Origin of the sequence: Bacillus sp. BB081, assembly GCF_008368895.1 — a bacterium.
Classification (GTDB): domain Bacteria; phylum Bacillota; class Bacilli; order Bacillales; family Bacillaceae_G; genus Bacillus_A; species Bacillus_A wiedmannii.
In genome coordinates this window covers 1-23,249 of the sequence record NZ_QOZX01000007.1, presented here as the reverse complement: position 1 = coordinate 23,249, position 23,249 = coordinate 1, and the positions used below count along the sequence as shown (strand labels likewise).

The following is a 23,249-nucleotide window of genomic DNA, read 5'->3' as shown; positions in this document are numbered from 1 at the left end:
ATTCACATCGCATATATTATAAAGTACGATATGAATAGATTCACAAACCCTCAAGGTGGTGAGCAATACATTGATTCATAAAAAGATATATAATGCTAGAAACTTAAAAACAGCGAAAGGCACTTTAATTATTGAAGGTCCTGTCTCTACACATAACTTAGAAATGTATGAATTCCATCCAGATTTAGTTGCGTTTCGTCCTGCCGAGCAGCAATATAAAGCAATTGTCGAAATTTCTAAATTACCAGAAGCTCGTCTCATTATTGCAAGACATGACCAAACGATTGTTGGATATGTTACATACTTATATCCTGATCCGCTCGAACGATGGTCAGAAGGAAAAATTGAAAACTTAATTGAACTCGGGGCAATTGAAGTTGTCCCCGCCTTCCGCGGTTGCGCTGTCGGAAAGAACTTATTAGAAGTTTCAATGATGGACGATTATATGGAAGATTACATTATATTGACGACTGAATATTATTGGCACTGGGATTTAAAACAAACAGGCTTAAATGTTTGGGAGTACCGAAAAGTAATGGAAAAGATGATGAATGCTGGCGGGTTACAATGGATGGCTACAGATGACCCTGAAATTTGTTCGCATCCTGCCAACTGTTTAATGGTCCGCATCGGGAAACGTGTTGATACGGATTCTATTCAAACATTTGATCGTCTACGTTTTCACAATCGTTTTATGTATTAATAAAGGGGGCAACTGGAATGATTGTAGAAGAAATTATGAATCAAGATGTAGTGACACTACATCCAAACGATACAATCGAAACAGCAATCCGAACGATACGCACGAAAGGCATTCGGCACATTCCAATTGTCGATCAAAATAATCATGTCGTAGGCATTATTTCTGATCGGGATGTAAGAGATGCAAGTCCGTCTATTTTAGATGAACAAGTTTCACTCGATATGCTGAAGCAACCACTTGAACTTATTATGAAACATCCTGTAATGACTTGCCATCCTCTCGATTTCGTTGAAGAAATTGCTACTTTATTTTTTGAAAATAAAATTGGCTGTCTCCCTGTTACAAAGGCTGGCAAGCTAGTTGGAATCATTTCTGAATCTACTGTACTGCACACGTTAGTGAAATTAACAGGAGCACATCAACCAAGTTCACAAATTGAAATTCAAGTAAAAAACGAACCTGGTATTCTTGGAAAAGTCGTTGCTATTTTTAGTGATTTACAAATAAATATCGTGAGCGTTCTCGTCTACCCAGCAAAAGATGAGAATGATAAAGTACTCGTTTTCCGCATTCAAACGATGAATCCGCTAAAAGTGATTGATGCACTTGAAGCAGAAGGCTACCGCGTATTATGGCCGAACATTATGGGGATGCAAGCATGAGTAGCGCATTTATTTATTCGGATGACTTTCGGGGCTATTCGTTTAGCCCTGATCATCCTTTTAACCAACTGCGCGTCACACTTACGTATGATTTATTACAAAAGGGCGGTTTTATCTCTCCCTCCCAAATCATCTCACCACGGATGGCTACAGATGAAGAGATCGCCTACGTTCATACAGAGGAGTACATAAATGCGGTAAAACGTGCTGGAGAAGGTAAGTTAGAAAAATCAATTGCGATGACATATGGACTCGGAACAGAAGATACACCGATGTTTCCAAATATGCACGAAGCAAGCGCATTACTCGTTGGCGGTACGTTAACTGCTGTCGATGCTGTTCTTTCCGGAAAAGTAAAACATGCACTTAATTTAGGCGGTGGCTTACATCACGGCTTCCGCGGCAAGGCATCTGGCTTTTGTATTTATAACGATAGTTCCATCGCAATGAAATATATACAGAAAAAATACGGTTTACGTGTTTTATATATTGATACAGATGCTCATCACGGTGATGGTGTACAGTGGTCTTTTTACGACGATCCTAACGTATGCACCATTTCACTACATGAAACTGGGCGTTATTTATTCCCTGGAACTGGCGCTGTAAATGAGCGCGGACAAGGTAATGGATATAGTTATTCTTTTAACGTTCCACTCGATGCCTTTACAGAAGACGAATCGTTTTTAAATTCATATCGCACTGTCGTAAAAGAAGTTGCCGCATACTTTAAACCGGATATTATTTTAACGCAAAACGGCGCTGACGCACATTATTACGATCCACTTACACACCTTTGCGCAACGATGAATATTTATCGTGAAATACCGAAGCTCGCTCGCGAAATCGCTAATGAATATTGCGAAGGTCGCTGGATTGCTGTCGGCGGCGGTGGCTATGACCATTGGCGCGTTGTCCCAAGAGCTTGGGCACTCATTTGGCTCGAAATGAACAACATCCAAAACATCTCAGGTTATCTCCCTCCAGAATGGATTGACGCTTGGAAAGGACAAGCTGAAACAGAACTTCCCCTCACATGGGAAGATCCAGACAACATGTATAAACCGATCCCCCGTAAACCAGAAATTGAAGAAAAGAACGCATTAACTGTAACGAAATCCCTTGAAATTATTCGGAATAATATGACAAAATCTTTATACTAAACGAAAAGGAGGCTCGTTTTTTAATTGCCTCCTTTTATTTATTGTCGGTTTTTGTTGGTAAGTCGATATATTTCAGTTACTAATGGACTGGCCCAACTCGTATAAGAAAAGGTCGTGATATTATGTGGACACAACAAATAATCAACACGAAACGTGGCACATTTGAACTTTTTACAAAAGGAAATGGCGAACCGCTTTGCATTACACATCACTATTCACAATTTAATGAAACTGGTGATTACTTTGCGAATGTTTTCACTGCTACGCATCGTGTATTCCTCATTAATTTACGAGATGCTGGTAACTCTGCAAAAGCCAAGGTAGAAAACGAATTAAGTATGATTGAAACAGTTCACGACTTAGAAGCAATACGAGAAGCTTTACAACTCCCAACATGGCATTTCGCCGGTCATTCAACAGGTGGTATGCTTGGACTTTTATATGCAATTACATATCCAAATTCCTTACAATCATTAGTCGTGGCCGGAGCTGCAGCAAGTAATTATACCGAAACACCATTTTGCATTTATCACCCAGCACATCCTCAGTTTCATTATATGCAACAGCTCATCGAAAACTTAAAAACCCCTCACCTTACAAGTGAAGAAAGAAAAGAACTATCTACTAAGAGAACAAAATTATCATTGTATAAACCCGAAAACCATAACTCTTATTTTAGTAAACCAATCCAAAAAACAATGTCTGCTAGCCGTATGAACGCTTTCTCTCACGAATATCCTTCATTTGATTTAAGAAAGTACTTACCTTCTATCAACATAAAAACGCTAATTATTTGCGGAAGACACGATGTACAGTGCCCGATCCAATATTCTATTGAGATGCATGAGGGCATTCGTAATTCTATCTTTGTGATATTTGAGGAGAGTAACCATTATCCTTTTTTAGAAGAAGCCAGTCGGTTTACTTCTATTACCCAAAAATTTTTTGGGATTAAAAAGAAAATTAAGGACTCACAAAGGCAATAAGTCTAGGAAGAGAGAACAAGTTTATTAGTGCTGTTTTGCTAAAGGAGGAAAATAGGGTGAAAGAAAAATTATTAAGAGTTGGAACGACTTATATTCCAGTTACCAACGTAGAGCTTTCTTTAAACTGGTATGTAAACAAATTGGGAGCAGAGTTGAACTTTAAAGACGAAGACAAAGCTATTATTAACTTTGCAAATCAAAGCTTTTTTCTAGTTAAATCCCAAGATAATCAAACCTTAAATTTTTTTGATTTTCACGGTGAAGAACGCTTTTCTATAACATTCGAAGTTAACGGATTACATGTACTAGAATCAATTCATAGTGAATTTATTGAAAAGGAAATTCTAGTTGGAGAGATTGAAAACAGAGGGCATGCTGGGAAAAATTTTGTTTTTTATGATTTAGATGGGAATAAATTTGATGTTTGGAGTGAATTAAGTCCTATTTTCAAAGAAAAATACCTAATATAGAGTGATTTTTTACAATCAGACGTAAGTATTAAATAACATAGAAAGATACGAGGCTTATTCCATTAAAGCCTCGTTAATGAATATATTAACCTTCAAAAGAAATATTTCACACTAGAAACAACTAAAAGAAGAACAGAAAAAATCACTAAACCTAAATAAATGAATATTGAATTTTTATCTCCTTCTTTTAAACTTATCATAAAACTAGAAATTATTTTAATTCCAAAAAAGACCATCATAAATAACCCACCGAAATGATCATTCGTAGAATCTTCATCATAAAACATTTTTATTGCACCGATAATTAATAAGATAAGTATGATATTGGTTCCAATCTTTAAAGCCTTGTTATGTAGCACGCCCTCTCATGCTCTCCTATGTTTTATCTCTCTTTATATTTTAACATGAATTACCTATTATTCCCTTTTCGTTCTAATAACATAAAAAACCTACCAATTACTTGGCAGGTACATTACACGTTAAAGCGATAACCAGCTCCCCACACGGTTTCAATATATTGCGGGTGAGCAGGATCTCTTTCAATTTTTTCACGTAGCTTTCTAATGTGAACAACGACAGTCGCTAAATCGCCAGCTGAGTCTAATCCCCAAATACGTTCAAATAACTGTTCTTTATTTAATACTTGGTTTGGATGCGTTACAAAGAATGTTAATAAATCAAATTCTTTCGTTGTAAACGCGATTTCTTCATTGTTTATAAAAACTTTTCTCGCTCGTTGATCAATAGAAATTCCGTGAATGTATAACGTATCACGTTGCTTACTCACATTTCCTGATAATCTTTCATAACGAGAAATATGAGCTTTTACCCTTGCGACTAATTCACTCGGGCTAAACGGTTTCGTTATATAATCATCTGCTCCTAAACCGAGTCCGCGAATTTTATCTATATCTTCCTTCTTTGCTGAAACAAGTAAAATTGGAATGTCTTTTATAGCACGTATTTGTTTACAAATTTCAAAACCATTCATTTTCGGAAGCATAATATCTAAAATAATTAAATTGTAGTCTTCTTGCAGGGCCATTTGTAAACCTGTTTCTCCTGAATGTTCCACATCAACTTGAAAATCATTAATTTCTAAATAATCTCGCTGTAATTCTGCAATGCTTACTTCATCTTCTATTAGTAAAATTCTTTTCAATTTACTCACCACATTTCTCTACTTTTTCCAATGAGAAGAAAATGCTTGTGCCTTTCCCAAGCTCGCTTTCCGCCCAAATATCCCCGCCATGTCCTTCAACAATTTGTTTTACTATCGCTAAGCCAAGTCCACTTCCACCTGTGCTAGAATTTCGCGATTGCTCTGCACGATAAAAACGTTCAAAAATGTAGGGAAGTGTATCCGATTCGATACCTGATCCGTTGTCCATTACTTTCACAATCACCTTATTGTCATCAATCGATACTGTTACAGTAATTTTCTTCTCTTCTTTATCCATGTATTTCACACTATTATGAATTAAATTTGATATCACTCTATTTATCTTTTCGCAATCAGCCGTTACATATAGTGGTGATGGGTGTAATTGTAAGTTAACTTCTATACCTTCTTTACTTAAATCCATCTGCATCTCTTCTATTAATTCTTGCATAAACATATTTAATTCAGCCGTTTCAAACTGAAAGGGAACTCGATTCAAATCGAGCTTTGAGAATAAAAATAATTCATCAATGAGTGTATCCATATGTCTTGCTTTCGTATGAATAGTCGTTAAGTACTTATCCATTTTTTCTGGCGTATTTGCTACTCCGTCTTTTATTCCTTCTACATATCCGATAATAGATGTAATCGGTGTTTTTAAATCGTGAGAGATGTTTGAAATGAGCTCTTTTCGATTTTCTTCATACTGCGTTTGCATCTCTATCGATTCTTTTAATTTCTTTCTCATTTCCTCAAACCCTTGATTCAATTGCCCTATTTCATCGTGCGATGTAACTGGTATTTGAAAATCTAAATTTCCTTCTTTAATTTTCTCAGTCGCATCTTTCAATACGAAGATTGGTTTTATCACACTTCTTGAGACGAGGTAACTTAATAATCCAATAAGTAAAATAGCTAATAGTAAAAGCGATACAAACAAAATCGGAAATAACTTTTGTGTGAGATCTACAAATGAACTTTGCTTCTTTAATACAAATATACTCCCCTCTTCTTCCTGAGGAAAATAAAAATCAAACTTTACATATCGATAAAATGTATCGCCTAATTCCGTTGTACCACGACTATTAATATTTGCTGATTCAAATTTTGGAAGAGCTTCTTTTAAAGATACACTTTCAAATACGTTTGAAGCATATGAAATGTTTTCTCCCTTTCTTACAACTATTTTCACCCCTTCTTTTTCAAGTGATGAAACGAACGATTCATCTAATAGTTGAGATTGATGTTTCTTTGCCGCTAATTTCAATTCAATATACGTATTCTCTTCTTCTGGCGTAAGCGGCTTTTGAATATAGGAACTTTTATAGAAATTTTTCACTGATTCCAAGTCTCCTGTTATGGAAAAAACAATTAAAAATCCCGCGACTAATATGAGCGTAATGGAAACGAGAATAACAGCAATATAAGAGAATAAAAATCTTGTTTTAATAGACATATGTTACATCCTCACTTTAACAAACCATGTTATTCATAAGCATAAAAATATATGTTCAAATACTCAAGCGATTTTATAGTAATTTTAGCGTAAGTTTATAAAAATTTAATGTTCTTCTTTTACAGTTGAAATGAGGAGGTTGAAATTCCATGTTCAAAAAAACAGTAAGCATGATATGTTGCGTAATTTTTTTGCAAGGATGCTCGCAAGAACAAGAAGTTAAAAAGGAGATGACAAACATGGAGACAGCGCTACTAACAGCTACTGAGAAACAAGAGACGAATACTGTTATATCGTTACTCAAAAAAGGGGCTGACATAAATATAACAGACAATAAAGGACGTACCCCTCTTATGATTGCTACATACAAAAATGATGTAAAAACCGCCAAAGCGCTTATTGAAGCAGGTGCTGACGTAAATATACAAGATGATATGAAAAACAATCCCTTTCTATACGCCGGTGCAGAAGGTTACTTGGATATTTTAAAACTAACAATTGATGCCGGCGCAGATCCCTCGCTTACAAATCGTTACGGCGGAACAGCTCTTATCCCCGCCTCAGAACATGGCTATATTGATGTTATTAAAGAACTCCTTACGCGAACAACTATTGATGTTAACCATGTAAATAATCTCGGGTGGACCGCTTTAATGGAAGCCATCGTACTAAGTAATGGAAACGAAACACAACAACAAGTCATTCAGGTTCTTATTGAACACGGTGCAGATGTAAATATTCCAGACAACGATGGTGTTACCCCGTTAGAGCATGCTCGCGCTCATAACTTTGAAGAGATAGAGAAGATTTTGTTAGAGGGACGTAAGTAAAAAGCTATTTTTTGCCTTCCTCTCCCACCCTATGCTACATTTAACCCGTTACATCAATATTAATAGGGTGGGAATAAACATGAGCAAACCTAAAATTGGGATGATTGGACTTGGAAGTATCGCACAAAAAGCCTATCTTCCAACACTTACAAAAGAAACAGATTGGAATTTTGTAGGGGCGTTTACACCTAACGCGGAGAAAAGAAAACAAGTTTGCCAGCAATACCGCATTCAAGACTTTCATTCTATTGAAACGTTAGCTTCGGAATGCGATGCAATCTTCGTCCATAGTTCAACTGCTACACATTATGAAATCGTTTCTGAACTTCTGAAAAAAGGAATCGACGTTTATGTTGATAAGCCGCTAGCAGCTACAGTGGAACAAGCTGAGAAACTAGTCGAGTTGAGCGAAAAGTATAACCGAAAGTTAATGGTCGGATTTAATCGCCGATTCGTTCCTATGTATGTTGCTGCAAAAGAGCAAGCTCATAATATTTCATGGATTCGAATTGAAAAGCACCGCACAAATAAAGTGGGGCCATATACGTACGACTTCACTATGTTAGATGATTACTTACATATTGTAGATACTGCTCGCTGGTTAGCTAATGATGATCTTAACGTCGTTCATAATATGATGCAAATAAATGAAAAGAATGAACTTCTTTACGGACATCACACATATACAACGCCAAGTGGACTGTTACTTTCTACCGCAATGCATCGCCATGCCGGTACAAATTTAGAACAAATTGAACTTGTAACGACAGGGAAAATCATTCGTGTAAAAAATATGAACACATTTGAAGTTGAGCAGGAAAACTCTGTTTCACAAAGCGGTTCTCCATCATGGGATACGACGTTAAAACAGCGCGGTTTTGAAGACGCTGTTCATCATTTTATCGAATGTGTACACGGAGATACAAAGCCTGTTGTAGATGGATTAGAAGGATTAAAAACGCAGCAACTGCTGCAATCTCTACTGGAGAATGTAAACAAAAATTAAAACGGATACATTTTTCAGAATTTACTTTCATTCCCATTTCCTCTTTATTTCTCTCGCAAATTTCTATAGAATATGTTGATAGGAATTATAAATTTCATATTGAATCGTGGAAAGGATGGGATTAACACATGTGGAACGAGTTTAAAAAGTTCGCTTTAAAGGGAAACGTAATTGATCTAGCTGTCGGGGTTGTAATCGGTGCTGCATTCGGTAAAATCGTTAGTTCTTTAGTAAAAGATATCATTACACCATTAATTGGTTTATTAATGGGAGGAATTAACTTCACAGGATTAAAATTTACAGTCGGCGAGGCCTCTGTTAAATATGGTAACTTTATCCAAACCATTTTCGACTTCCTAATCGTTGCATTTGCAATCTTCATTTTCGTTAAAGTCTTTAACAAAATGACTTTAAAAAGAGAAGCTGAAAAGACAGAAGAAATTCCAGAACCAACAAAAGAAGAAGTTCTTCTTAGCGAAATTCGCGACTTATTAAAACAACAAAATTCTTCTAAAGATAGAGCATAATTGAACGGATAAAAAGGCATGCCCCTCGGGACATGCCTTTTCTATATGCTATAACGTTTCCGAATTCATATGAATAAATAAAATAATACCTGCAACCATAAGTACCATAATACTACCTGCAAATAGTGTAATACCCATGAACATTAAACTTGTGCTCATGTCCACTGATACACTTTCAATAAAAATAGAAATTACATACGTGATAAGGGCAATTCCTGCAAGAATACTTCCTGGAACAAATCGCTTTAAGCCATTTTGTTTTAACGTCATATATGCAAAAATAGCAGTCATACAAAGCGTAATTATCCAAAGAACGATCATCTCTTCTCCCCCCTCACAAGCCTTTTCTTTCTATTATACATCACATTGCCCTATAATAGTTGAATTTGCACTTATGTGACATATAACAAGGAATCATACAATCTATAGAGAAGTCTTCCAGATAAGCTATATACTAGGGAGGATTTCAATTGGAAGATGATATTGTAGGATACTTTAAACAAGTAGAGCGATATGATTATATTACAATTGACTTAGACAAAAAGTTTTTTTACATGGAAGTTGTACAACTAGAAACAAATATAACTTTGCTAAAAATATCACTTAACTTAGAAAAAGATGAAACGATTGTAGATGGAAAAGCAAAGCACTATGATTCTTCTAGGTTAGGGCATTTCATACAAAGCTTTAAACACACTGCACAAACATGCCTGGAACATACTTTACGAAGTCCTGAAGAACTTTTTTCATTTTGGAAAGAGAATTAATCCCTTCTAAAAAATGGTTATTTTTTCCGTTAATTGATATAATTATCATATACAAATATTCTTTATAAGGGAGTGTTCATAATGATTTGGATTTCACTAATCGTATTAGCCTATTTCATCATTCTCGTCCCAATACAGTATAACTATATTAAGATGCTCAAGACAAAACAAAAAAAAATGAACAGGTTACAAACCGAACTATACGACAACATGTCTTATGAAGAATCCCAAATACACTATCATTATCAAAGTAACGTATTTACAATACCTGCTTCGCTTGTCGCAAGTATTATTTATAAGGTGAAACATGCAGCATAATATGTACGCTGTAAAATTATTGTTTGAATCTGTTCATTCTGGTGAGCCTGATCCTACGAAAATTGATGAGCATTATGAAGAGAATCACGATACACTTTTTGAAGAAAGTATTATTCTTGTTAAGGCAAACAGTATAGAGGGAGCTCACGAATTAGGTGAAAAAATCGCTATACAATCTAAAGATACATACAATAATATGTACGATGAGCAAGTGACATGGACTTTTCGAAAAGTGTTGCATGTGTTTGAATTAGACGATACACCATTTGAAACTGGAAAAGAACTATACGCAAGGTTTTTACACGTTAAAAAAAATGAAACGGTAGATACAGTAGTTAAAACATACTATCCTGAATACGAATAAAAGCTCACAGCAATCGCTGTGAGCTTTTTTATACTTACTTCGTTGAATCTCTAAATTGGATGCGGTGAGGTAAGATAACAGTGTGATCTTCCACTTTTTCTTTGTTCATATACTTTGTTAATAGACGCATTGCTACTGCACCGATATCATACATCGGTTGTACAACTGTTGAAAGTTGCGGACGAACCATTAATGCAAGGCGTGTATTATCGAAACCAAGTACTTCTACATCAGTTGGTACGTTTAATCCAGCGTCTTGTGCTGCATGGATTACACCTAGTGCCATTTCGTCAGAAGATACGAAGATTGCTGTTGGCTTTTCATCACTGCTCCAAAGCTTTTCGAATGCTTCGATACCTGAATCATATGTGTAATCTCCATCGATTATAAGATTTTCATCATATGAAATACCTGCTTCTTCTAAAGCTTTTTTATAACCTTGTAACTTCTTCGCGCTTCCCGCTTTATTAATGAAAGGACCAGAGACGAAGCCGATACGCGTATGTCCTTGCTCAATAAAGTGCTTCATTGCGTCGTAAGCTGCTTGTGTATAATCAATATTTACTGATGGCGTTTCATTTTGCTCATCAAATGACGCTGCTAATACGATTGGTACTGGCGACTTTTTGAATTCTTCAATGTGAATGTCTGTAATATCTTCACCCATGAAAACAATTCCGTCCACTTGTTTTCCAAGCATCGTATTTAATAAATGGAACTCTTTCTCTTTGTTTTGGTCAGAGTTACTTAAAATGATGTTATATTTGTACATTGTTGCGATATCTTCAATTCCACGAGCAAGTTCTGCATAAAACGTATTTGAGATATCAGGAATAATAACACCTACTGTAGTTGTCTTCTTACTTGCTAGTCCACGTGCTACCGCATTTGGGCGGTACCCTAAACGATCAATTGCTTCTAATACTTTCTTTCTTGTTGTAGGCTTTACATTTGGATTACCGTTCACAACGCGTGATACGGTAGCCATTGAAACGTTTGCTTCACGCGCTACATCATAAATTGTTACGTTCATCTCATCGCACACTCCTTCTATTTTTGTTATCTATTTTTATGTATCGGTTACTTGAATGAAAAAAAGACATCAACTCTATTTGCAGATGCCACCAATCGTCCCGAGTTCTTCCTTTTACTAATGATACGATAAAAACGCAGGCTCATACAATATTTTCCCGCAAAAGTTTCGAAAAAATTCGCTTCTTTTCTCGTATTTTCGTATTTTTTATGAAAAAAAGGGCATTTTTTGTAAAAAAATAGATATTTCATAAGTAAAGACCCTATTTTAAGCAGTACGATAGTAAATGAAATTTATATCGGCGATTTTTCGAATATATCGATCACAACTCGAAATATATGAGCGATTTTCCAAATATATCGACCACAACTCCAATTATATCAGCGATTTTTTAAATATATCGACTTACCGACAGAAAACGACAATGGTAGTCATTTGATGCGCTGGATCTGGAGGTGTGCGGCGCCCTGTAGAATGCGTTACATCGGCAACGACAGGTAAATGTGTTGCTTTCTTTAAAATCGGCGCAGCGGATATAGGAAGCGTATTACGCGGCGCTCCTTCCCATCGTACCTTTTCACTTACAATAAAAAAAGACAGTTTAAACACTGTCTTTTTTTATAAGAAGGAAACAAACGGTTTTTCGCTATTTTTCTCTTTTATAATAATTGCCTCGATTTTACTCTCGGACTTTATCTGCAATTGTACTTTTGCATCTTTAGGTAATTTGTCTAACATACTTTGAGCAGCCATTTGGGTAAGTGCCATTAATTCTGTTTTACCATTATATTTAATAACGATATTCATATTTAATGTATCCATCTGGTTTTTCTTATAAGAAATTTTAGCATTGACTGGGATAAAATCTGCCGGAGAAAAATCTTTCATTGCCTTAGCAAATTCAGTTATTTGTGTATTATCTTCTCCATGTGCTTGTTTAAATTCATCAGAAGGGTATGAAAACGCTTGTTCATCAATCGTACTCCAATTTCCAAGGTTCGTATCATTCTTTTGAACAGTAGCACTAGCAATATACGTACCATTTTTTAAAGAACTTGTACTCTCTTGCTTAAAGATAGCAAACGTAATTGGAGACTTATTATACTTGTCATTTTTATTAATCGCTTCAATAAGTTGCTTGGCAATTTCAGTACCCTTAGACATAGCTTCTTCATTCGATACACTTGAAGACATAGCTAAACCGATCATAACACCAGATAAACTTAGTTCGTTTGAATTCTGTTTCCCGAAATAGTCTTGTTCTATAATATTTGTCAGAACTGGTGCTTCTACTTTTGCGACTAGTTCATCAACTAACTTCTCCGGAATATACTGATTTAATTGTAGTACATGATTTTCTGTATCAAATTGCTGCGCTGCAATATTCATTAAACCATTTTCATACTCTGCTAAATCTAATTTAGAATTTGTTTTTATATTAGCTGTATTTATAACCTTTTGTTCTTTTAAAGGAATTACAGTTCTATAATAATCTTTCGAAACAGCAGTTCTCGGAATCATGCTTTTTTCTTTCGTATCCTTCTGTATAACTTCATCCTTCTTACTAATCGTATTATTACTACAAGCTCCCAGTAATAAACTTACGACCGCGAAGGATAATGCCATTTTCTTCATTACTTAAAACCTACTTTCAACAATCTAGTTATTTAATTTGAACTATTAACAGTGTACCATTAAATATATTTCAACAAAAACAAAAAAAAGAAGCAAGCACCTTTAGCTTGCTTCTTTTTACTTAATATTCTCTTCTAAAGCGTCTTTTTTAATGTTCCAATGAGACGTATTCCATACTACCATCCCATCTTTTATGTATAACACTTGCGGAGATTCATGTTTAATGCTGTACTGTTCTGCAACACGATTCGAAACATCTCTCGCATCTTGTACGTATAAGTAATACGCTGGTACTGCTCTTTCTTCACTACAATACGCTTGAAATTCTGTATATGCACCATGACTGATCGGGCATGTCGTACTATGTTTAAAAAGAACATAAGGCTCGTTTTTTTCTACTAATACTTCAAGCTCTTCAATTGCTTCAATTTTTGTCATATTCATCACGATTCACCTCTCATGCGAAGTCTAGAGCGCTTTTCTTTCTTTTCAGCTTTTTTCTCAAGTCTTTCTAATTTACGCTCTTCTTTTTCAACCTTTTTCTCTTGTCTTGTCGTACGATAATGATTGTATACTTCAATTGCCGCGCTACTCCACTGTACAACTTGCGCTACTTTATCTGCATTGTTTTCAATTTCGTCCGTAACAGACTCTGATACATTACGAAGTTTCGTATTTAAAGAATGGATTGTCGTTCCAATTCCATCTACACCCGATACTACTTTATTTAATGATTGTGACTTCTGTTGAATGTCATCAGCTAACGCATTTGTTTTATGTAATAATTGCTCCGTCTCTACGCTAATCCCTTGCATTTGCTTTTCTAAACCTTCTAACGTGCTTGCAACGTTTTCTAACGTCTTTTGAACCGATAACAACGTTCTGCATACATATACTACTAATACAGCGAAAGCAACCGCGATAATAGCCGCACTTACATATAAAAGAACTTGCATTTCATCACTTCCTTTATCTTTTTCATACTTTCCCCTATTATACAATCATTTTCCGTTTCGTTCTAATCCCTATTTTTTCATTAGAATTTTCATACTTATTCGTTAACTTTAACATAAATGATTCAACAAATTCCACTAAGTAGGTTACAATAGGAGAGGATACATAATTAGTAGGGAGGCTTTACATATGAAAGATCCACGCATTGAAAAGTTAGCATACAATTTAATTAACTACTCTATCCGCTTACAAAAAGGCGAAAAAGTATTAATTGAAAACTTTGGCTTACAAAAAGAACTTGTAACTGCACTTGTAAAAGAAGCATATGCAGCTGGTGGTTTCCCATTCGTTTCTTTAAAAGATCATCAAGTAGATCGCTCTTTATTAATGGGTGCTACTGAAGAACATTTTGAACAAATCGCTGCATATGAAGCAAGCGTAATGAAAGATATGGACGCTTATATCGGTCTTCGCTCTGGCGATAACATTAACGAACAAGCTGACGTGCCAAGTGAAAGAATGCAAATTCACGGTCAAACAGTTGGTAAGAAAGTTCATAGAGACATCCGCGTTCCGAAAACGCGCTGGGTTGTTCTTCGCTACCCAAATGCTTCTATGGCGCAGCTTGCTAAAATGAGCACAGAAGCTTTCGAAGACTTCTACTTCGAAGTTTGTAACTTAGACTACGGTAAAATGGATAAGGCGATGGATAGCCTTGTTACATTAATGAATAAAACAGATAAAGTTCGCCTAACTGGTCCTGGAACTGATTTAACATTCTCTATTAAAGACATTCCAGCTATTAAATGCTCAGGTCATTTAAACATTCCAGACGGTGAAGTATACTCTGCACCAGTTCGCGATTCTGTTAACGGTACAGTTTCTTACAACACACCATCTCCTTACAACGGTTATACATTTGAAAATGTACAACTTAAATTTGAGAACGGCCAAATCGTTGAAGCAACTGCAAACGATACGGAGCGCATTAACAAAATCTTCGATACAGACGAAGGCGCACGCTTCGTTGGTGAGTTCGCAATCGGCGTAAACCCATACATCTTACATCCAATGGGAGACATTCTATTCGATGAAAAAATCGATGGCAGCTTCCACTTCACTCCTGGACAAGCTTACGACGATGCATGGAACGGTAACAACTCGAACATTCACTGGGATCTAGTATGCATCCAACGCCCTGAATACGGCGGCGGCGAAATTTACTTCGACGACGTACTAATCCGTAAAGACGGACGCTTCGTTGTATCTGAACTAGAAGCTTTAAATCCAGAGAACTTAAAATAATAAATAAAAACGCTCGGAATTTTCTCCGAGCGTTTTTCATTTATTACCTACCATTTCTATTTTCACATGTGGATTCTCTTTTTCTACAAGCGATAAAAACTGCTCCATATGTTGCGGCATCGCAACCATATGTACTTTATATGCATTCGTCGTAATTTCAAGCGATTTCCCAACTTGACGAATAATCCTTATATCTTTTAATACGATATCATCATTTAAAATACCGTACTTTAATACACCATTTTCTACTTTATGTTTTTTAATAAATACTTCCCAAACGAGTGGTACATTTACAAGGAAACATAAACCCATTCCAATTAACGCTGACATCCACTGCTCTTTATTTGTGACAATCATGACAAGTGGATATACAAACATAAAAGCTAACGTGAGACAAACGAAAATTACTACCGATTTACTTCTTTGAATCGGAATGTTCATACACGCACCCCCTAGCCTAAATTATACCACTTTTTCCATTTTAGTCATAAAAAAAGGCCATTTCTGAATGACCTTTTACACAATGTACCTATAAAATTTCTTATCTACCTGTAACACTGGAAAGTTTTTCGGCAACTCATCTATACTCACACTTTCAAAACCATTCTTTTCATAAAAGCGATGGGCCGCTAAAAATTTCACTGTCGTTCCTAAGTAAATATCTTTCAGCTTTTTATTCTCAGCCCACGAAATTGCTGTTTGGAGCAACTTATATGATGCCCCCCACTCTTTTCCGCGAAATTCTTTTTTTACGAACATTTTTCTTAACGCTACTTGCTGATTCTCAATATCTAATAAAGCTACTGTTCCAACTACTTTATCATCATAAGTTGCTACCCAAAAGTTTCCATGATTCCTTTGATAAAATGTTTCTATTTCAAGCAGGTCTGGCTGCTCTTCTTTCGTAATGGGGACATTGTACTCTTTTTGCTGAATATGAACGATAAGATCTACTACTTCATCTTGAAACGTACTTTCATACGGAATAATGCGTATCTTCTCGTTCATCGAATCTCCTTCCACTCTGAAGCTAGTAAACTATATACAGCGATATCGTGAAAATGATCATATAGCCATTCATCATCTCTTAAAATACCATCTAACTTAAAACCTAAACGCTCTGGAATAGCGCGGCTTTTCACATTTTCAACACCGCATCTAATTTCTATTTTATTTAATTTTAAATTTTCAAATGCATAGTGAAGTACAGCTTTCACGCTACGCGTCATAATACCTGTCCCACCAGCATCTTCTGCCAGGTAATATCCGAGACTGGCCGCTTTCTTCCCCCAACTTACTGGATGAATACCTACCATCCCAACGAGCTTTCCTTTGTAACGTATACCACTTTCAAAACCGTCTCCCTCTGCAAACTTCTTTAACCACATCGGACAAATTTCATCATACGCACCAGCAGATTTCATCCCATCTACCCAAGGAAGCCATCTTCGTAAATGATTACGGTTTTGGTCTATTAATTGATATAGTTCCTCTTTATGATGCTTCTCTAATAACTGTAATTCGATTTCGTCGTCTACTCGGAGTGTGAACATGTTTTTTCGTCCCCTTTTTTTTCTTATTATTCTAACATTTCTAGGTATAAAATGTTAAATATTCGCACTTTTTTCGGTTTTATATAAGAATAACAACTATATATGATTGATATCTAGATATGAATCATATATAGTTAAAGTATGGAAAAAAATGATAATTTTATAATTCAATTACGTAAAGGTGTCTTTGATCTCGCTATTTTGTCTTTAATAAGTAAACAACCTATGTACGGATACGAAATTACAAGTGCCTTACAAGATATCCCTGTGTTTCATATCCCGAACGGTTCGATTTACCCTATATTAAATCGAATCACGAAAAACAATTTGGCTGTTTCCTATTGGGAAGAGTCCGGTGATGGCCCAAAAAGAAAATACTATCGAATTACAGACGAAGGGAGAGAAATTTTAAATAGTCGCTTACATGATTATGATGCAGTGTATCATGCTCTAATGTTACTAGCTAAAGGAGAGGATAAAAAATGAACAAAGAACAATTCTTTTCAAATGAACTCATAGCTTCTTTCTTACACGATCTTCATAAAGGTTTAACGAACTTACCTACATCAGCAAGAGAACAACATGTACTAGAAATCAAATCCGATTTATACGAAAATGCATTAAGTAAAGAAAGTGAAGGGATACCATTAGAAATCATCCCTTCACAAGTGATTGAAGAATTTCTTCCTCCAAAAGAATTAGCACAGGAAATTACAGTAGAATATACAGACGTTATTCAAAATACACAGCAATCTACAAATACATTTATTAAATATTATTCCGGCCTATCTATCGGTCCACTTGGCGCTCTATCAGTTCCTATCGTATTAGGTTTCATCAATATTTCAGCTAATTTACCATTTGTACTAGCTTTTATTGCAAGCAACATTTGGTTTATCTGTAGAGAAAATCATTGGAATACAGACTTATTAAAATACTTTAAAACAATAATTTCCATTAGCTCAAGGCTTTTAATCGCACTTCCATTTGCATTTTTCGCGATTCGAATTATAATAACAAAACAATTCGATATGTTTTCATTCTATTATTTAATTGGATATGTACTTGTTAGTTCACTATATATCGTTTTACTAAAACAACTCTACAAAAAGAATAAACAATACCAACATATCAACGCTTTTTAAAATATATCGAACACAACAAAAAAGACGCACAGCCACGGCTATGCGTCTTTTCTATTACTTCTCTGCAACTTGAACTTCTTTTACGTAAGCTGCTTCGAATTTTTGGATGTCTCCTGCGCCCATGAAAATTAGAACGCCGTTTTTATGTTTCTTTAATACATCCGTTGTTGTATCTGTAATTAGTTCTGCACCGTCAATACGCTTTTGCAGATCTTCGATTGTTAATTCACCTTTGTTTTCGCGTGCTGATCCGAAAATATCACATAAGTATACTTGGTCAGCTTTGCTTAAGCTTTCAGCGAACTCATCTAAGAACTTTTCTGTACGTGAGAATGTATGTGGCTGGAATACAGCGACCACTTCACGCTCTGGATGTTTTTGACGAGCTGCTTCAATCGTTGCATTAATTTCTGTCGGATGGTGTGCGTAGTCATCGATGATAACTTGCTCCCCCATTGGCTTTTCATTAAAGCGACGTTTTACGCCTTCAAAAGTTGTTAATTGATGCTTCACTGCTTCTACATCAACGTTTTCATAATGGCAAAGCGCGATTACTGCTAATGCATTTAATACGCTGTGGTTGCCGTATCCTGTAATTTTGAACGTGTCATAGTACGTATTACGAACGAATACATCGAAAATAGTACCATCTGTTCTCTTTTGAATGTTACGTGCTTGGAAATCATTATCTTCTCCAAATCCATAGAAAATAACAGGTACTTTCGCTTGAATTTTTTGAAGTTCTTCATCATCTCCACATGCAATAATACCTTTTTTCACTTGCAATGCCATCTCTTGGAATGCATTGAATACATCGTTGATATCTGAGAAATAATCTGGATGATCAAAATCAATGTTTGTCATAATTGCATAGTCTGGATTGTAAGACAAGAAATGACGACGATACTCACAAGCTTCAAATACAAAATACTTACTATTTTCTACCCCATGCCCTGTTCCATCTCCAATGAGGTAAGATGTAGGATGTGCACCTTGCATTACATGGGCTAACAAACCAGTTGTTGATGTTTTTCCATGTGCTCCAGTTACAGCAACACTTGTGTATTGGTTCATAAGGTCACCTAAGAAGTGATGGTAACGATGTACTGGGATGTTTAATTCTTTTGCTACTACGATTTCTTCATGCGTATCAGGAAATGCATTTCCTGCAATAATCACTTGTCCTTCTTTTACATTATTTTTATCAAAAGGAAGGATCGAGATATTACGCTTTTCCAACGCTGTTTGTGTAAAGAAACGCTTTTCATAATCAGACCCTTGAACAGTATGCTTCATGTCATGAAGAATTTGAGCTAATGAACTCATTCCTGTTCCTTTAATTCCTACAAAATGGTAAACTGTCATCTTAAAGAACCTCCAACATTTCGAACTAATACAACGGCCTATCTATAAGACAGTATATGAATCTTTTCTTATTTTGGTAATCATCATACATTTTTGATGTAGTGAAGTTATTCTTTCCCTTCACTTATCAGGATAAACTCGTACGTACTTCTTTTTTATGTCCATAACAAATCCATTATAGCAAAAAAGAAGCCGCTATACTATGATAACAGAAAAACTGATAGGGTCAATCACCTATCAGTTTTTCTCTCTTTTACATATCTTCTCTTTTTTCTAATTGAACACGCTCTAGACGTGGGTTTGGACGATATTTACGACCAGCTTTCGCTTCTGGTTTTCCATTTAATTCTACGTTATCACCAGTAAAGCCAATATTCATTTTTAATAAGCTACTTCCTACTCCGTATATATCAACAGGTACGTTTTGAGCTTCAAATTCACGAATACGCTTCTCATCAAATCCACCAGTTACAACGATGTCTACATGCTGGAATCCTTCTTCATCAAGTGCTTTACGAAGTGCGAATACAAGCGACGGGTTTACACCACGTGGATCGAATGTTCCAAGTACTTCTGGGTGGCGAATGAAGTATTGATCAATCATCGTGCGCGATGTATCTACACGTACACCTTTTAATGTTGATCCAAATTCACGCGCTACGCGAAGTGCATCTGTAATGACATCATTGTTGTAATCAATTAATACAACTAATTCATCTTCTGGGAATTTCTTATGATATGCTTTTGCCGCTTCCACAACATCACCATTAAACATTTGAATTAATGCGTGAGGCATTGTCCCCATACCACTTCTGCCCCACCATTCATTCATCGCATGCGTCGCTTGTGCGCTCATACCTCCGATGTATGCTGCATAACCGTCACCAGCTTGTTGCGTATAATGATCGTCACGATCTCCCATGAAAATAACTGGTTTTTCTTTATCTACGCTACGCGCAGCTTGGACAACGTTATATACGTTTGTCGCAACTGATGTACGACGGGCTAAAATCCCATCAATGACACCTTCTAAAAATCCGAAATTTTCATAAGGACCATGAATTGTTAACACTGTTTCAAACGGACTAATATTATCGCCATCTTTTAAAGAGTTAATCTCAAGTTCCTCAGGATTTTTGGCGAATGTTTGTAGCAACGCAATCACTTCATCTGTTCCGCAAAGAACTGCATTTTCCTTTTGGAAAAATTGCATCGTCACAACACTTTTCGGGCGAAATTCTTCAATGATTTCTCTAGTCTTTAAAAAGTAAACGGCAGAGAACCAACCTTCTCCAACACGTTCGTCAAATTTAAATGTTCTATTTGTTAGTCTATTTATTTCACCTTTTAATTTTAATTCAATTTCTTTCATGTCGCTTTACTCCCTACTTTACTATCCAACATTTTCTATTAGTATACAGCAAAACCGTTTACTATACATTTGTTTCCTGCATAGCAGCGAATTCATCCTCAGAAATAAGGACATCTCTCGGTTTCGTTCCTCTTCCTTCAGAAATAATCCCTTGCGATTCCATCTCTTCAATGAGACGTGCCGCGCGATTATAACCGATGCGGAATTTTCGCTGTACAGAAGATGTGGACGCTCCCCCTTGTTCTACAACAAATTGACATGCATCAAAAAACAATTCGTCTTCCGACTCAGCTTGTTCTGTTTTCGCTAATAAATCCTCTTGCTTAAATAAGTAATTCGGCTTCATTTGCTTTCTCACATGATCAACTGTTTTCTCAATCTCATCATCCGATACATATACACCTTGTACACGAACTGGTTTAGACGTACCGTTTCCTAAAAATAGCATATCACCACGGCCAAGTAATTTCTCCGCGCCTCCAATATCAATAATCGTACGCGAATCAACTTGAGATGATACAGTAAACGCAATACGCGTTGGAATGTTTGACTTAATTAAACCTGTAATAACATCTACAGACGGACGCTGCGTTGCTACTAATAAATGAATACCACAAGCACGTGCTTTTTGCGCAATACGACAAATCGCTTCCTCAACATCACCAGGTGCTACCATCATTAAATCGGCTAACTCGTCAATGACAATAACGATATAAGGTAATGTCTCTCCTGGAATTTCTCGCCCACTTACAATCGTATTATAACGAGTTAAATCACGAGCACCAGCGTGCGCAAACAATTCATAACGACGCTCCATTTCTTCAACCGCCCACTTTAATGCAGCTGTCGCTGCTTTTACATCCGTAATAACAGGTGCTACAAGATGTGGAACAGAATTGTATGGTGCAAGCTCAACCATCTTCGGATCGATTAACATTAACTTCACTTCATGCGGTTTCGCTTTATATAAAATGCTCGTTAAAATTGCGTTAATGCACACACTTTTACCAGAACCCGTGGCACCCGCAATAAGTCCATGTGGCATTTTTCGAATATCCGTTACAATTGGATCGCCTGAAATATCAAGTCCTAGCGCAACTGTAAGCGGTGATTCGCTCTTTGTAAACACAGGACTTCTTAAAATTTCACGAAGAAATACTGGCTTACTTTCTTTATTTGGAACTTCGATTCCAATTGCACTCTTCCCTGGAATCGGTGCTTCAATACGAATATCTTTCGCTGCTAAACTCAGTTTAATATCATCACTTAAGTTTGTAATTTTATTTACTTTCACACCTGGGTCTGGCTGTACTTCAAAACGAGTTACCGCTGGACCTTGTGATACGTTAATAACATGTGCACCAACGTGGAAATTATTAAATGTTGTATCTAATAATTCTTTCTGTTCATCCAACCATTCCGTATTATCTAACGCTGCCTGCTGCGGAATTGACAACAATGTTAATGGCGGAATTGCATATGTCGGTGGTGTTTGCAATACATTTCGCATATCGTTCTCTCTTTGATTTACAACATATGCTTTCTCTTGTACTTCCGTATTTGAAGTTGGCTTTTGTACTTGCTCTTCCACTTGTGGTTCTACTACCTCTTGTTGCACTGGTTGTTCTTCCACTCGTGATTCTACCACTACTTGCTGCATTGGTTTCTCTTTCACTCGTGATTCTACCACTACTTGCTGTATTGGTTTCTCTTCCACTTGTGGTTCTACTGCCACTTGTTGCATTAGTTTCTCTTCCACTTGTGGTTCTACTGCCACTTGTTGCATTGGTTTCTCTTCCACTCGTGATTCTACCACTACTTGCTGCATTGGTTTCTCTTCCACTTGTGGTTCCACTACTACTTGCTGCATTGGCTTTTCTTCCACTTGTGGCACTGGTGTTTCTTCTGCTTGTTGGACAGGCTTATTCTCTACTCGTTCACTCATAGAAGGTTGCATTGCATTTACTCTAGCCGCATGTCTTTCCATTAATCGCGTTCTGTCTTGTTTCAACATAACAACATTAAATGGGACATGGCGCTTTTTCTGACGTTTTGGTTCTTCTTTTTGTACAATTGGTTGCTCTTCTGAGACCCGTGTTTCCTCTACAACTTGTCGTTCTTCTGCAATCCGTGCTTCCTCTACAACTCGTTGCTCTTCCGCAATCGGTGCTTCTTCTACAACTCGTTGTTCTTCTGCAATTAAAACATCCGCAAAGCTTTGAACATCTTTCTTCGCTTGTTCTTCAGCCTCTGCAACATGTATGAATTCATTCGTTTGTTCAATTGCTTCATTTACAACCATTTCTTGCTGTGTTTCCTCAAGTCTACAGGTTCTGCTTCTTCTGGTGCTTCCGTTTCCGTAATTACTTCCACTTTTTCTAACTCTTCTGCTTCCGCAATTACTTCCACTTCTTCTAGCTCTTCTGTTTCTGCAATTACTTCCACTTCTTCTGACTCTTCTGTTTCTGCAATT

General features: G+C 36.3%; 27 protein-coding genes and 2 pseudogenes. 14 read left to right on the top strand and 15 right to left on the bottom strand.

Features of this window, described 5'->3' with window-relative positions; all coding sequences use genetic code 11:
• The first annotated feature begins 70 nt into the window (after positions 1–70).
• From acuA to DN394_RS04890, 5 genes are all read left to right on the top strand, one after another.
• On the top strand, positions 71–703 hold the full coding sequence (acuA, locus tag DN394_RS04910) for an acetoin utilization protein acetyltransferase AcuA (protein WP_149293658.1): 633 nt from the start codon (positions 71–73) through the stop codon (positions 701–703).
• Between the two features lie 17 nt (positions 704–720).
• Positions 721–1,365 carry an acetoin utilization AcuB family protein gene (locus DN394_RS04905; protein WP_000634566.1) on the top strand — a complete coding sequence of 215 codons (645 nt, stop codon included), beginning with the start codon at positions 721–723 and terminating at the stop codon, positions 1,363–1,365.
• Complete coding sequence (gene acuC, locus DN394_RS04900; RefSeq protein WP_000092828.1) at positions 1,362–2,528, top strand: acetoin utilization protein AcuC; 1,167 nt, start codon at positions 1,362–1,364, stop codon at positions 2,526–2,528. The genes DN394_RS04905 and acuC overlap by 4 nt, the downstream gene beginning before the upstream one ends.
• Positions 2,529–2,650: 122 nt before the next feature.
• Positions 2,651–3,514, top strand: coding sequence for an alpha/beta fold hydrolase (locus DN394_RS04895; RefSeq protein WP_098092719.1), 864 nt, complete (start codon positions 2,651–2,653; stop codon positions 3,512–3,514).
• Between the two features lie 56 nt (positions 3,515–3,570).
• Positions 3,571–3,984: a VOC family protein gene (locus DN394_RS04890; protein WP_000660174.1), complete on the top strand. Its 414-nt coding sequence runs from the start codon at positions 3,571–3,573 to the stop codon at positions 3,982–3,984.
• 92 nt (positions 3,985–4,076) lie between these two features.
• Here DN394_RS04890 and DN394_RS04885 read toward each other — a convergent pair whose 3' ends face one another.
• The 3 genes from DN394_RS04885 to DN394_RS04875 all read right to left on the bottom strand — a co-directional run bounded on the left by DN394_RS04885 (position 4,077) and on the right by DN394_RS04875 (position 6,602).
• Positions 4,077–4,343 carry a hypothetical protein gene (locus DN394_RS04885; protein ID WP_149293657.1) on the bottom strand — a complete coding sequence of 89 codons (267 nt, stop codon included), beginning with the start codon at positions 4,341–4,343 and terminating at the stop codon, positions 4,077–4,079.
• Between the two features lie 113 nt (positions 4,344–4,456).
• Positions 4,457–5,146, bottom strand: coding sequence for a response regulator transcription factor (locus DN394_RS04880; protein ID WP_046958837.1), 690 nt, complete (start codon positions 5,144–5,146; stop codon positions 4,457–4,459).
• A 1-nt stretch (position 5,147) separates the two neighbouring features.
• On the bottom strand, positions 5,148–6,602 hold the full coding sequence (locus DN394_RS04875; RefSeq protein ID WP_098084280.1) for a sensor histidine kinase: 1,455 nt from the start codon (positions 6,600–6,602) through the stop codon (positions 5,148–5,150).
• 149 nt (positions 6,603–6,751) lie between these two features.
• On the opposite strand from DN394_RS04875, the gene DN394_RS04870 reads away from it, so the two are divergent.
• The 3 genes from DN394_RS04870 (at position 6,752) to mscL (ending at position 8,965) form a co-directional block, all read left to right on the top strand.
• Positions 6,752–7,432 carry an ankyrin repeat domain-containing protein gene (locus DN394_RS04870; protein WP_149293656.1) on the top strand — a complete coding sequence of 227 codons (681 nt, stop codon included), beginning with the start codon at positions 6,752–6,754 and terminating at the stop codon, positions 7,430–7,432.
• 79 nt (positions 7,433–7,511) lie between these two features.
• Positions 7,512–8,438: a Gfo/Idh/MocA family protein gene (locus tag DN394_RS04865; RefSeq protein WP_097916481.1), complete on the top strand. Its 927-nt coding sequence runs from the start codon at positions 7,512–7,514 to the stop codon at positions 8,436–8,438.
• A gap of 128 nt (positions 8,439–8,566) precedes the next feature.
• Positions 8,567–8,965: a large conductance mechanosensitive channel protein MscL gene (gene mscL / locus DN394_RS04860; RefSeq protein WP_000267021.1), complete on the top strand. Its 399-nt coding sequence runs from the start codon at positions 8,567–8,569 to the stop codon at positions 8,963–8,965.
• A gap of 48 nt (positions 8,966–9,013) precedes the next feature.
• Here the strand turns inward: mscL and DN394_RS04855 are convergent, their stop codons facing one another.
• Positions 9,014–9,286 (bottom strand): DUF3917 domain-containing protein, encoded by a 273-nt coding sequence (locus DN394_RS04855; RefSeq protein ID WP_000636592.1) that lies wholly within the window; start codon positions 9,284–9,286, stop codon positions 9,014–9,016.
• Between the two features lie 149 nt (positions 9,287–9,435).
• Here DN394_RS04855 and dhp61 point away from each other — a divergent pair, with 149 nt between their 5' ends.
• The 3 genes from dhp61 to DN394_RS04840 all read left to right on the top strand — a co-directional run bounded on the left by dhp61 (position 9,436) and on the right by DN394_RS04840 (position 10,414).
• Complete coding sequence (gene dhp61, locus DN394_RS04850; protein WP_097916479.1) at positions 9,436–9,732, top strand: protein Dhp61; 297 nt, start codon at positions 9,436–9,438, stop codon at positions 9,730–9,732.
• 81 nt (positions 9,733–9,813) lie between these two features.
• Positions 9,814–10,050 (top strand): DUF3949 domain-containing protein, encoded by a 237-nt coding sequence (locus DN394_RS04845; RefSeq protein WP_098092726.1) that lies wholly within the window; start codon positions 9,814–9,816, stop codon positions 10,048–10,050.
• A 1-nt stretch (position 10,051) separates the two neighbouring features.
• On the top strand, positions 10,052–10,414 hold the full coding sequence (locus DN394_RS04840; RefSeq protein WP_141498642.1) for a DUF4288 domain-containing protein: 363 nt from the start codon (positions 10,052–10,054) through the stop codon (positions 10,412–10,414).
• Between the two features lie 34 nt (positions 10,415–10,448).
• Here the strand turns inward: DN394_RS04840 and ccpA are convergent, their stop codons facing one another.
• The 5 genes and pseudogenes from ccpA to DN394_RS04805 all read right to left on the bottom strand — a co-directional run bounded on the left by ccpA (position 10,449) and on the right by DN394_RS04805 (position 14,038).
• Positions 10,449–11,447, bottom strand: a complete 999-nt coding sequence (gene ccpA / locus DN394_RS04835) for a catabolite control protein A (protein WP_001103309.1) — start codon at positions 11,445–11,447, stop codon at positions 10,449–10,451.
• 459 nt (positions 11,448–11,906) lie between these two features.
• Positions 11,907–12,014: pseudogene (locus tag DN394_RS04820) on the bottom strand (bifunctional 3-deoxy-7-phosphoheptulonate synthase/chorismate mutase); the annotation flags it as partial.
• A 51-nt stretch (positions 12,015–12,065) separates the two neighbouring features.
• The gene (locus tag DN394_RS04815) at positions 12,066–13,082 is read right to left on the bottom strand and encodes a CamS family sex pheromone protein (RefSeq protein ID WP_046958706.1); all 1,017 of its coding nucleotides are present in this window, start codon (positions 13,080–13,082) and stop codon (positions 12,066–12,068) included.
• A gap of 117 nt (positions 13,083–13,199) precedes the next feature.
• On the bottom strand, positions 13,200–13,526 hold the full coding sequence (gene ytxJ / locus DN394_RS04810; protein WP_046956174.1) for a bacillithiol system redox-active protein YtxJ: 327 nt from the start codon (positions 13,524–13,526) through the stop codon (positions 13,200–13,202).
• Complete coding sequence (locus tag DN394_RS04805; RefSeq protein ID WP_075311343.1) at positions 13,526–14,038, bottom strand: DUF948 domain-containing protein; 513 nt, start codon at positions 14,036–14,038, stop codon at positions 13,526–13,528. The genes ytxJ and DN394_RS04805 overlap by 1 nt, the downstream gene beginning before the upstream one ends.
• Positions 14,039–14,225: 187 nt before the next feature.
• Between DN394_RS04805 and DN394_RS04800 the strand changes: the two genes are divergently transcribed.
• A complete protein-coding gene (locus DN394_RS04800) occupies positions 14,226–15,341 on the top strand; it encodes an aminopeptidase (protein ID WP_000654737.1) in 1,116 nt (371 codons plus the stop codon).
• Positions 15,342–15,377: 36 nt separating this feature from the next.
• Here DN394_RS04800 and DN394_RS04795 read toward each other — a convergent pair whose 3' ends face one another.
• The 3 genes from DN394_RS04795 to DN394_RS04785 form a co-directional block, all read right to left on the bottom strand.
• A complete protein-coding gene (locus tag DN394_RS04795) occupies positions 15,378–15,782 on the bottom strand; it encodes a PH domain-containing protein (protein WP_149293655.1) in 405 nt (134 codons plus the stop codon).
• 75 nt (positions 15,783–15,857) lie between these two features.
• Complete coding sequence (locus tag DN394_RS04790) at positions 15,858–16,349, bottom strand: GNAT family N-acetyltransferase (protein ID WP_097916472.1); 492 nt, start codon at positions 16,347–16,349, stop codon at positions 15,858–15,860.
• Positions 16,346–16,894 (bottom strand): GNAT family N-acetyltransferase, encoded by a 549-nt coding sequence (locus tag DN394_RS04785; protein ID WP_060486601.1) that lies wholly within the window; start codon positions 16,892–16,894, stop codon positions 16,346–16,348. The genes DN394_RS04790 and DN394_RS04785 overlap by 4 nt, the downstream gene beginning before the upstream one ends.
• Before the next feature lie 141 nt (positions 16,895–17,035).
• Here DN394_RS04785 and DN394_RS04780 point away from each other — a divergent pair, with 141 nt between their 5' ends.
• On the top strand, positions 17,036–17,380 hold the full coding sequence (locus tag DN394_RS04780) for a PadR family transcriptional regulator (RefSeq protein WP_046958704.1): 345 nt from the start codon (positions 17,036–17,038) through the stop codon (positions 17,378–17,380).
• Positions 17,377–18,039: an HAAS signaling domain-containing protein gene (locus tag DN394_RS04775; RefSeq protein WP_149293654.1), complete on the top strand. Its 663-nt coding sequence runs from the start codon at positions 17,377–17,379 to the stop codon at positions 18,037–18,039. The genes DN394_RS04780 and DN394_RS04775 overlap by 4 nt, the downstream gene beginning before the upstream one ends.
• Before the next feature lie 54 nt (positions 18,040–18,093).
• On the opposite strand, the gene murC is transcribed toward DN394_RS04775, so the two are convergent.
• The 3 genes and pseudogenes from murC to DN394_RS04760 all read right to left on the bottom strand — a co-directional run.
• A complete protein-coding gene (gene murC / locus DN394_RS04770) occupies positions 18,094–19,404 on the bottom strand; it encodes a UDP-N-acetylmuramate--L-alanine ligase (RefSeq protein ID WP_046956163.1) in 1,311 nt (436 codons plus the stop codon).
• A 253-nt stretch (positions 19,405–19,657) separates the two neighbouring features.
• On the bottom strand, positions 19,658–20,776 hold the full coding sequence (locus tag DN394_RS04765; RefSeq protein WP_000658380.1) for a nicotinate phosphoribosyltransferase: 1,119 nt from the start codon (positions 20,774–20,776) through the stop codon (positions 19,658–19,660).
• Between the two features lie 61 nt (positions 20,777–20,837).
• Positions 20,838–23,249 (bottom strand): annotated as a pseudogene (locus DN394_RS04760) (DNA translocase FtsK); the annotation flags it as partial.

Coding starts and splice junctions, on each gene's coding strand:
- DN394_RS04765 (WP_000658380.1), bottom strand. CDS start 20,776: ATGAAAGAAATTGAATTAAAATTAAAAGGTGAAATAAATAGACTAACA.
- DN394_RS04800 (WP_000654737.1), top strand. CDS start 14,226: ATGAAAGATCCACGCATTGAAAAGTTAGCATACAATTTAATTAACTAC.
- ccpA (WP_001103309.1), bottom strand. CDS start 11,447: ATGAACGTAACAATTTATGATGTAGCGCGTGAAGCAAACGTTTCAATG.
- DN394_RS04805 (WP_075311343.1), bottom strand. CDS start 14,038: ATGCAAGTTCTTTTATATGTAAGTGCGGCTATTATCGCGGTTGCTTTC.
- DN394_RS04855 (WP_000636592.1), bottom strand. CDS start 9,286: ATGATCGTTCTTTGGATAATTACGCTTTGTATGACTGCTATTTTTGCA.
- mscL (WP_000267021.1), top strand. CDS start 8,567: ATGTGGAACGAGTTTAAAAAGTTCGCTTTAAAGGGAAACGTAATTGAT.
- DN394_RS04870 (WP_149293656.1), top strand. CDS start 6,752: ATGTTCAAAAAAACAGTAAGCATGATATGTTGCGTAATTTTTTTGCAA.
- DN394_RS04865 (WP_097916481.1), top strand. CDS start 7,512: ATGAGCAAACCTAAAATTGGGATGATTGGACTTGGAAGTATCGCACAA.
- DN394_RS04905 (WP_000634566.1), top strand. CDS start 721: ATGATTGTAGAAGAAATTATGAATCAAGATGTAGTGACACTACATCCA.
- DN394_RS04780 (WP_046958704.1), top strand. CDS start 17,036: ATGGAAAAAAATGATAATTTTATAATTCAATTACGTAAAGGTGTCTTT.
- acuC (WP_000092828.1), top strand. CDS start 1,362: ATGAGTAGCGCATTTATTTATTCGGATGACTTTCGGGGCTATTCGTTT.
- ytxJ (WP_046956174.1), bottom strand. CDS start 13,526: ATGAATATGACAAAAATTGAAGCAATTGAAGAGCTTGAAGTATTAGTA.
- DN394_RS04795 (WP_149293655.1), bottom strand. CDS start 15,782: ATGAACATTCCGATTCAAAGAAGTAAATCGGTAGTAATTTTCGTTTGT.
- DN394_RS04790 (WP_097916472.1), bottom strand. CDS start 16,349: ATGAACGAGAAGATACGCATTATTCCGTATGAAAGTACGTTTCAAGAT.
- DN394_RS04815 (WP_046958706.1), bottom strand. CDS start 13,082: ATGAAGAAAATGGCATTATCCTTCGCGGTCGTAAGTTTATTACTGGGA.
- murC (WP_046956163.1), bottom strand. CDS start 19,404: ATGACAGTTTACCATTTTGTAGGAATTAAAGGAACAGGAATGAGTTCA.
- DN394_RS04775 (WP_149293654.1), top strand. CDS start 17,377: ATGAACAAAGAACAATTCTTTTCAAATGAACTCATAGCTTCTTTCTTA.
- DN394_RS04840 (WP_141498642.1), top strand. CDS start 10,052: ATGTACGCTGTAAAATTATTGTTTGAATCTGTTCATTCTGGTGAGCCT.
- DN394_RS04845 (WP_098092726.1), top strand. CDS start 9,814: ATGATTTGGATTTCACTAATCGTATTAGCCTATTTCATCATTCTCGTC.
- DN394_RS04875 (WP_098084280.1), bottom strand. CDS start 6,602: ATGTCTATTAAAACAAGATTTTTATTCTCTTATATTGCTGTTATTCTC.
- DN394_RS04785 (WP_060486601.1), bottom strand. CDS start 16,894: ATGTTCACACTCCGAGTAGACGACGAAATCGAATTACAGTTATTAGAG.
- DN394_RS04895 (WP_098092719.1), top strand. CDS start 2,651: ATGTGGACACAACAAATAATCAACACGAAACGTGGCACATTTGAACTT.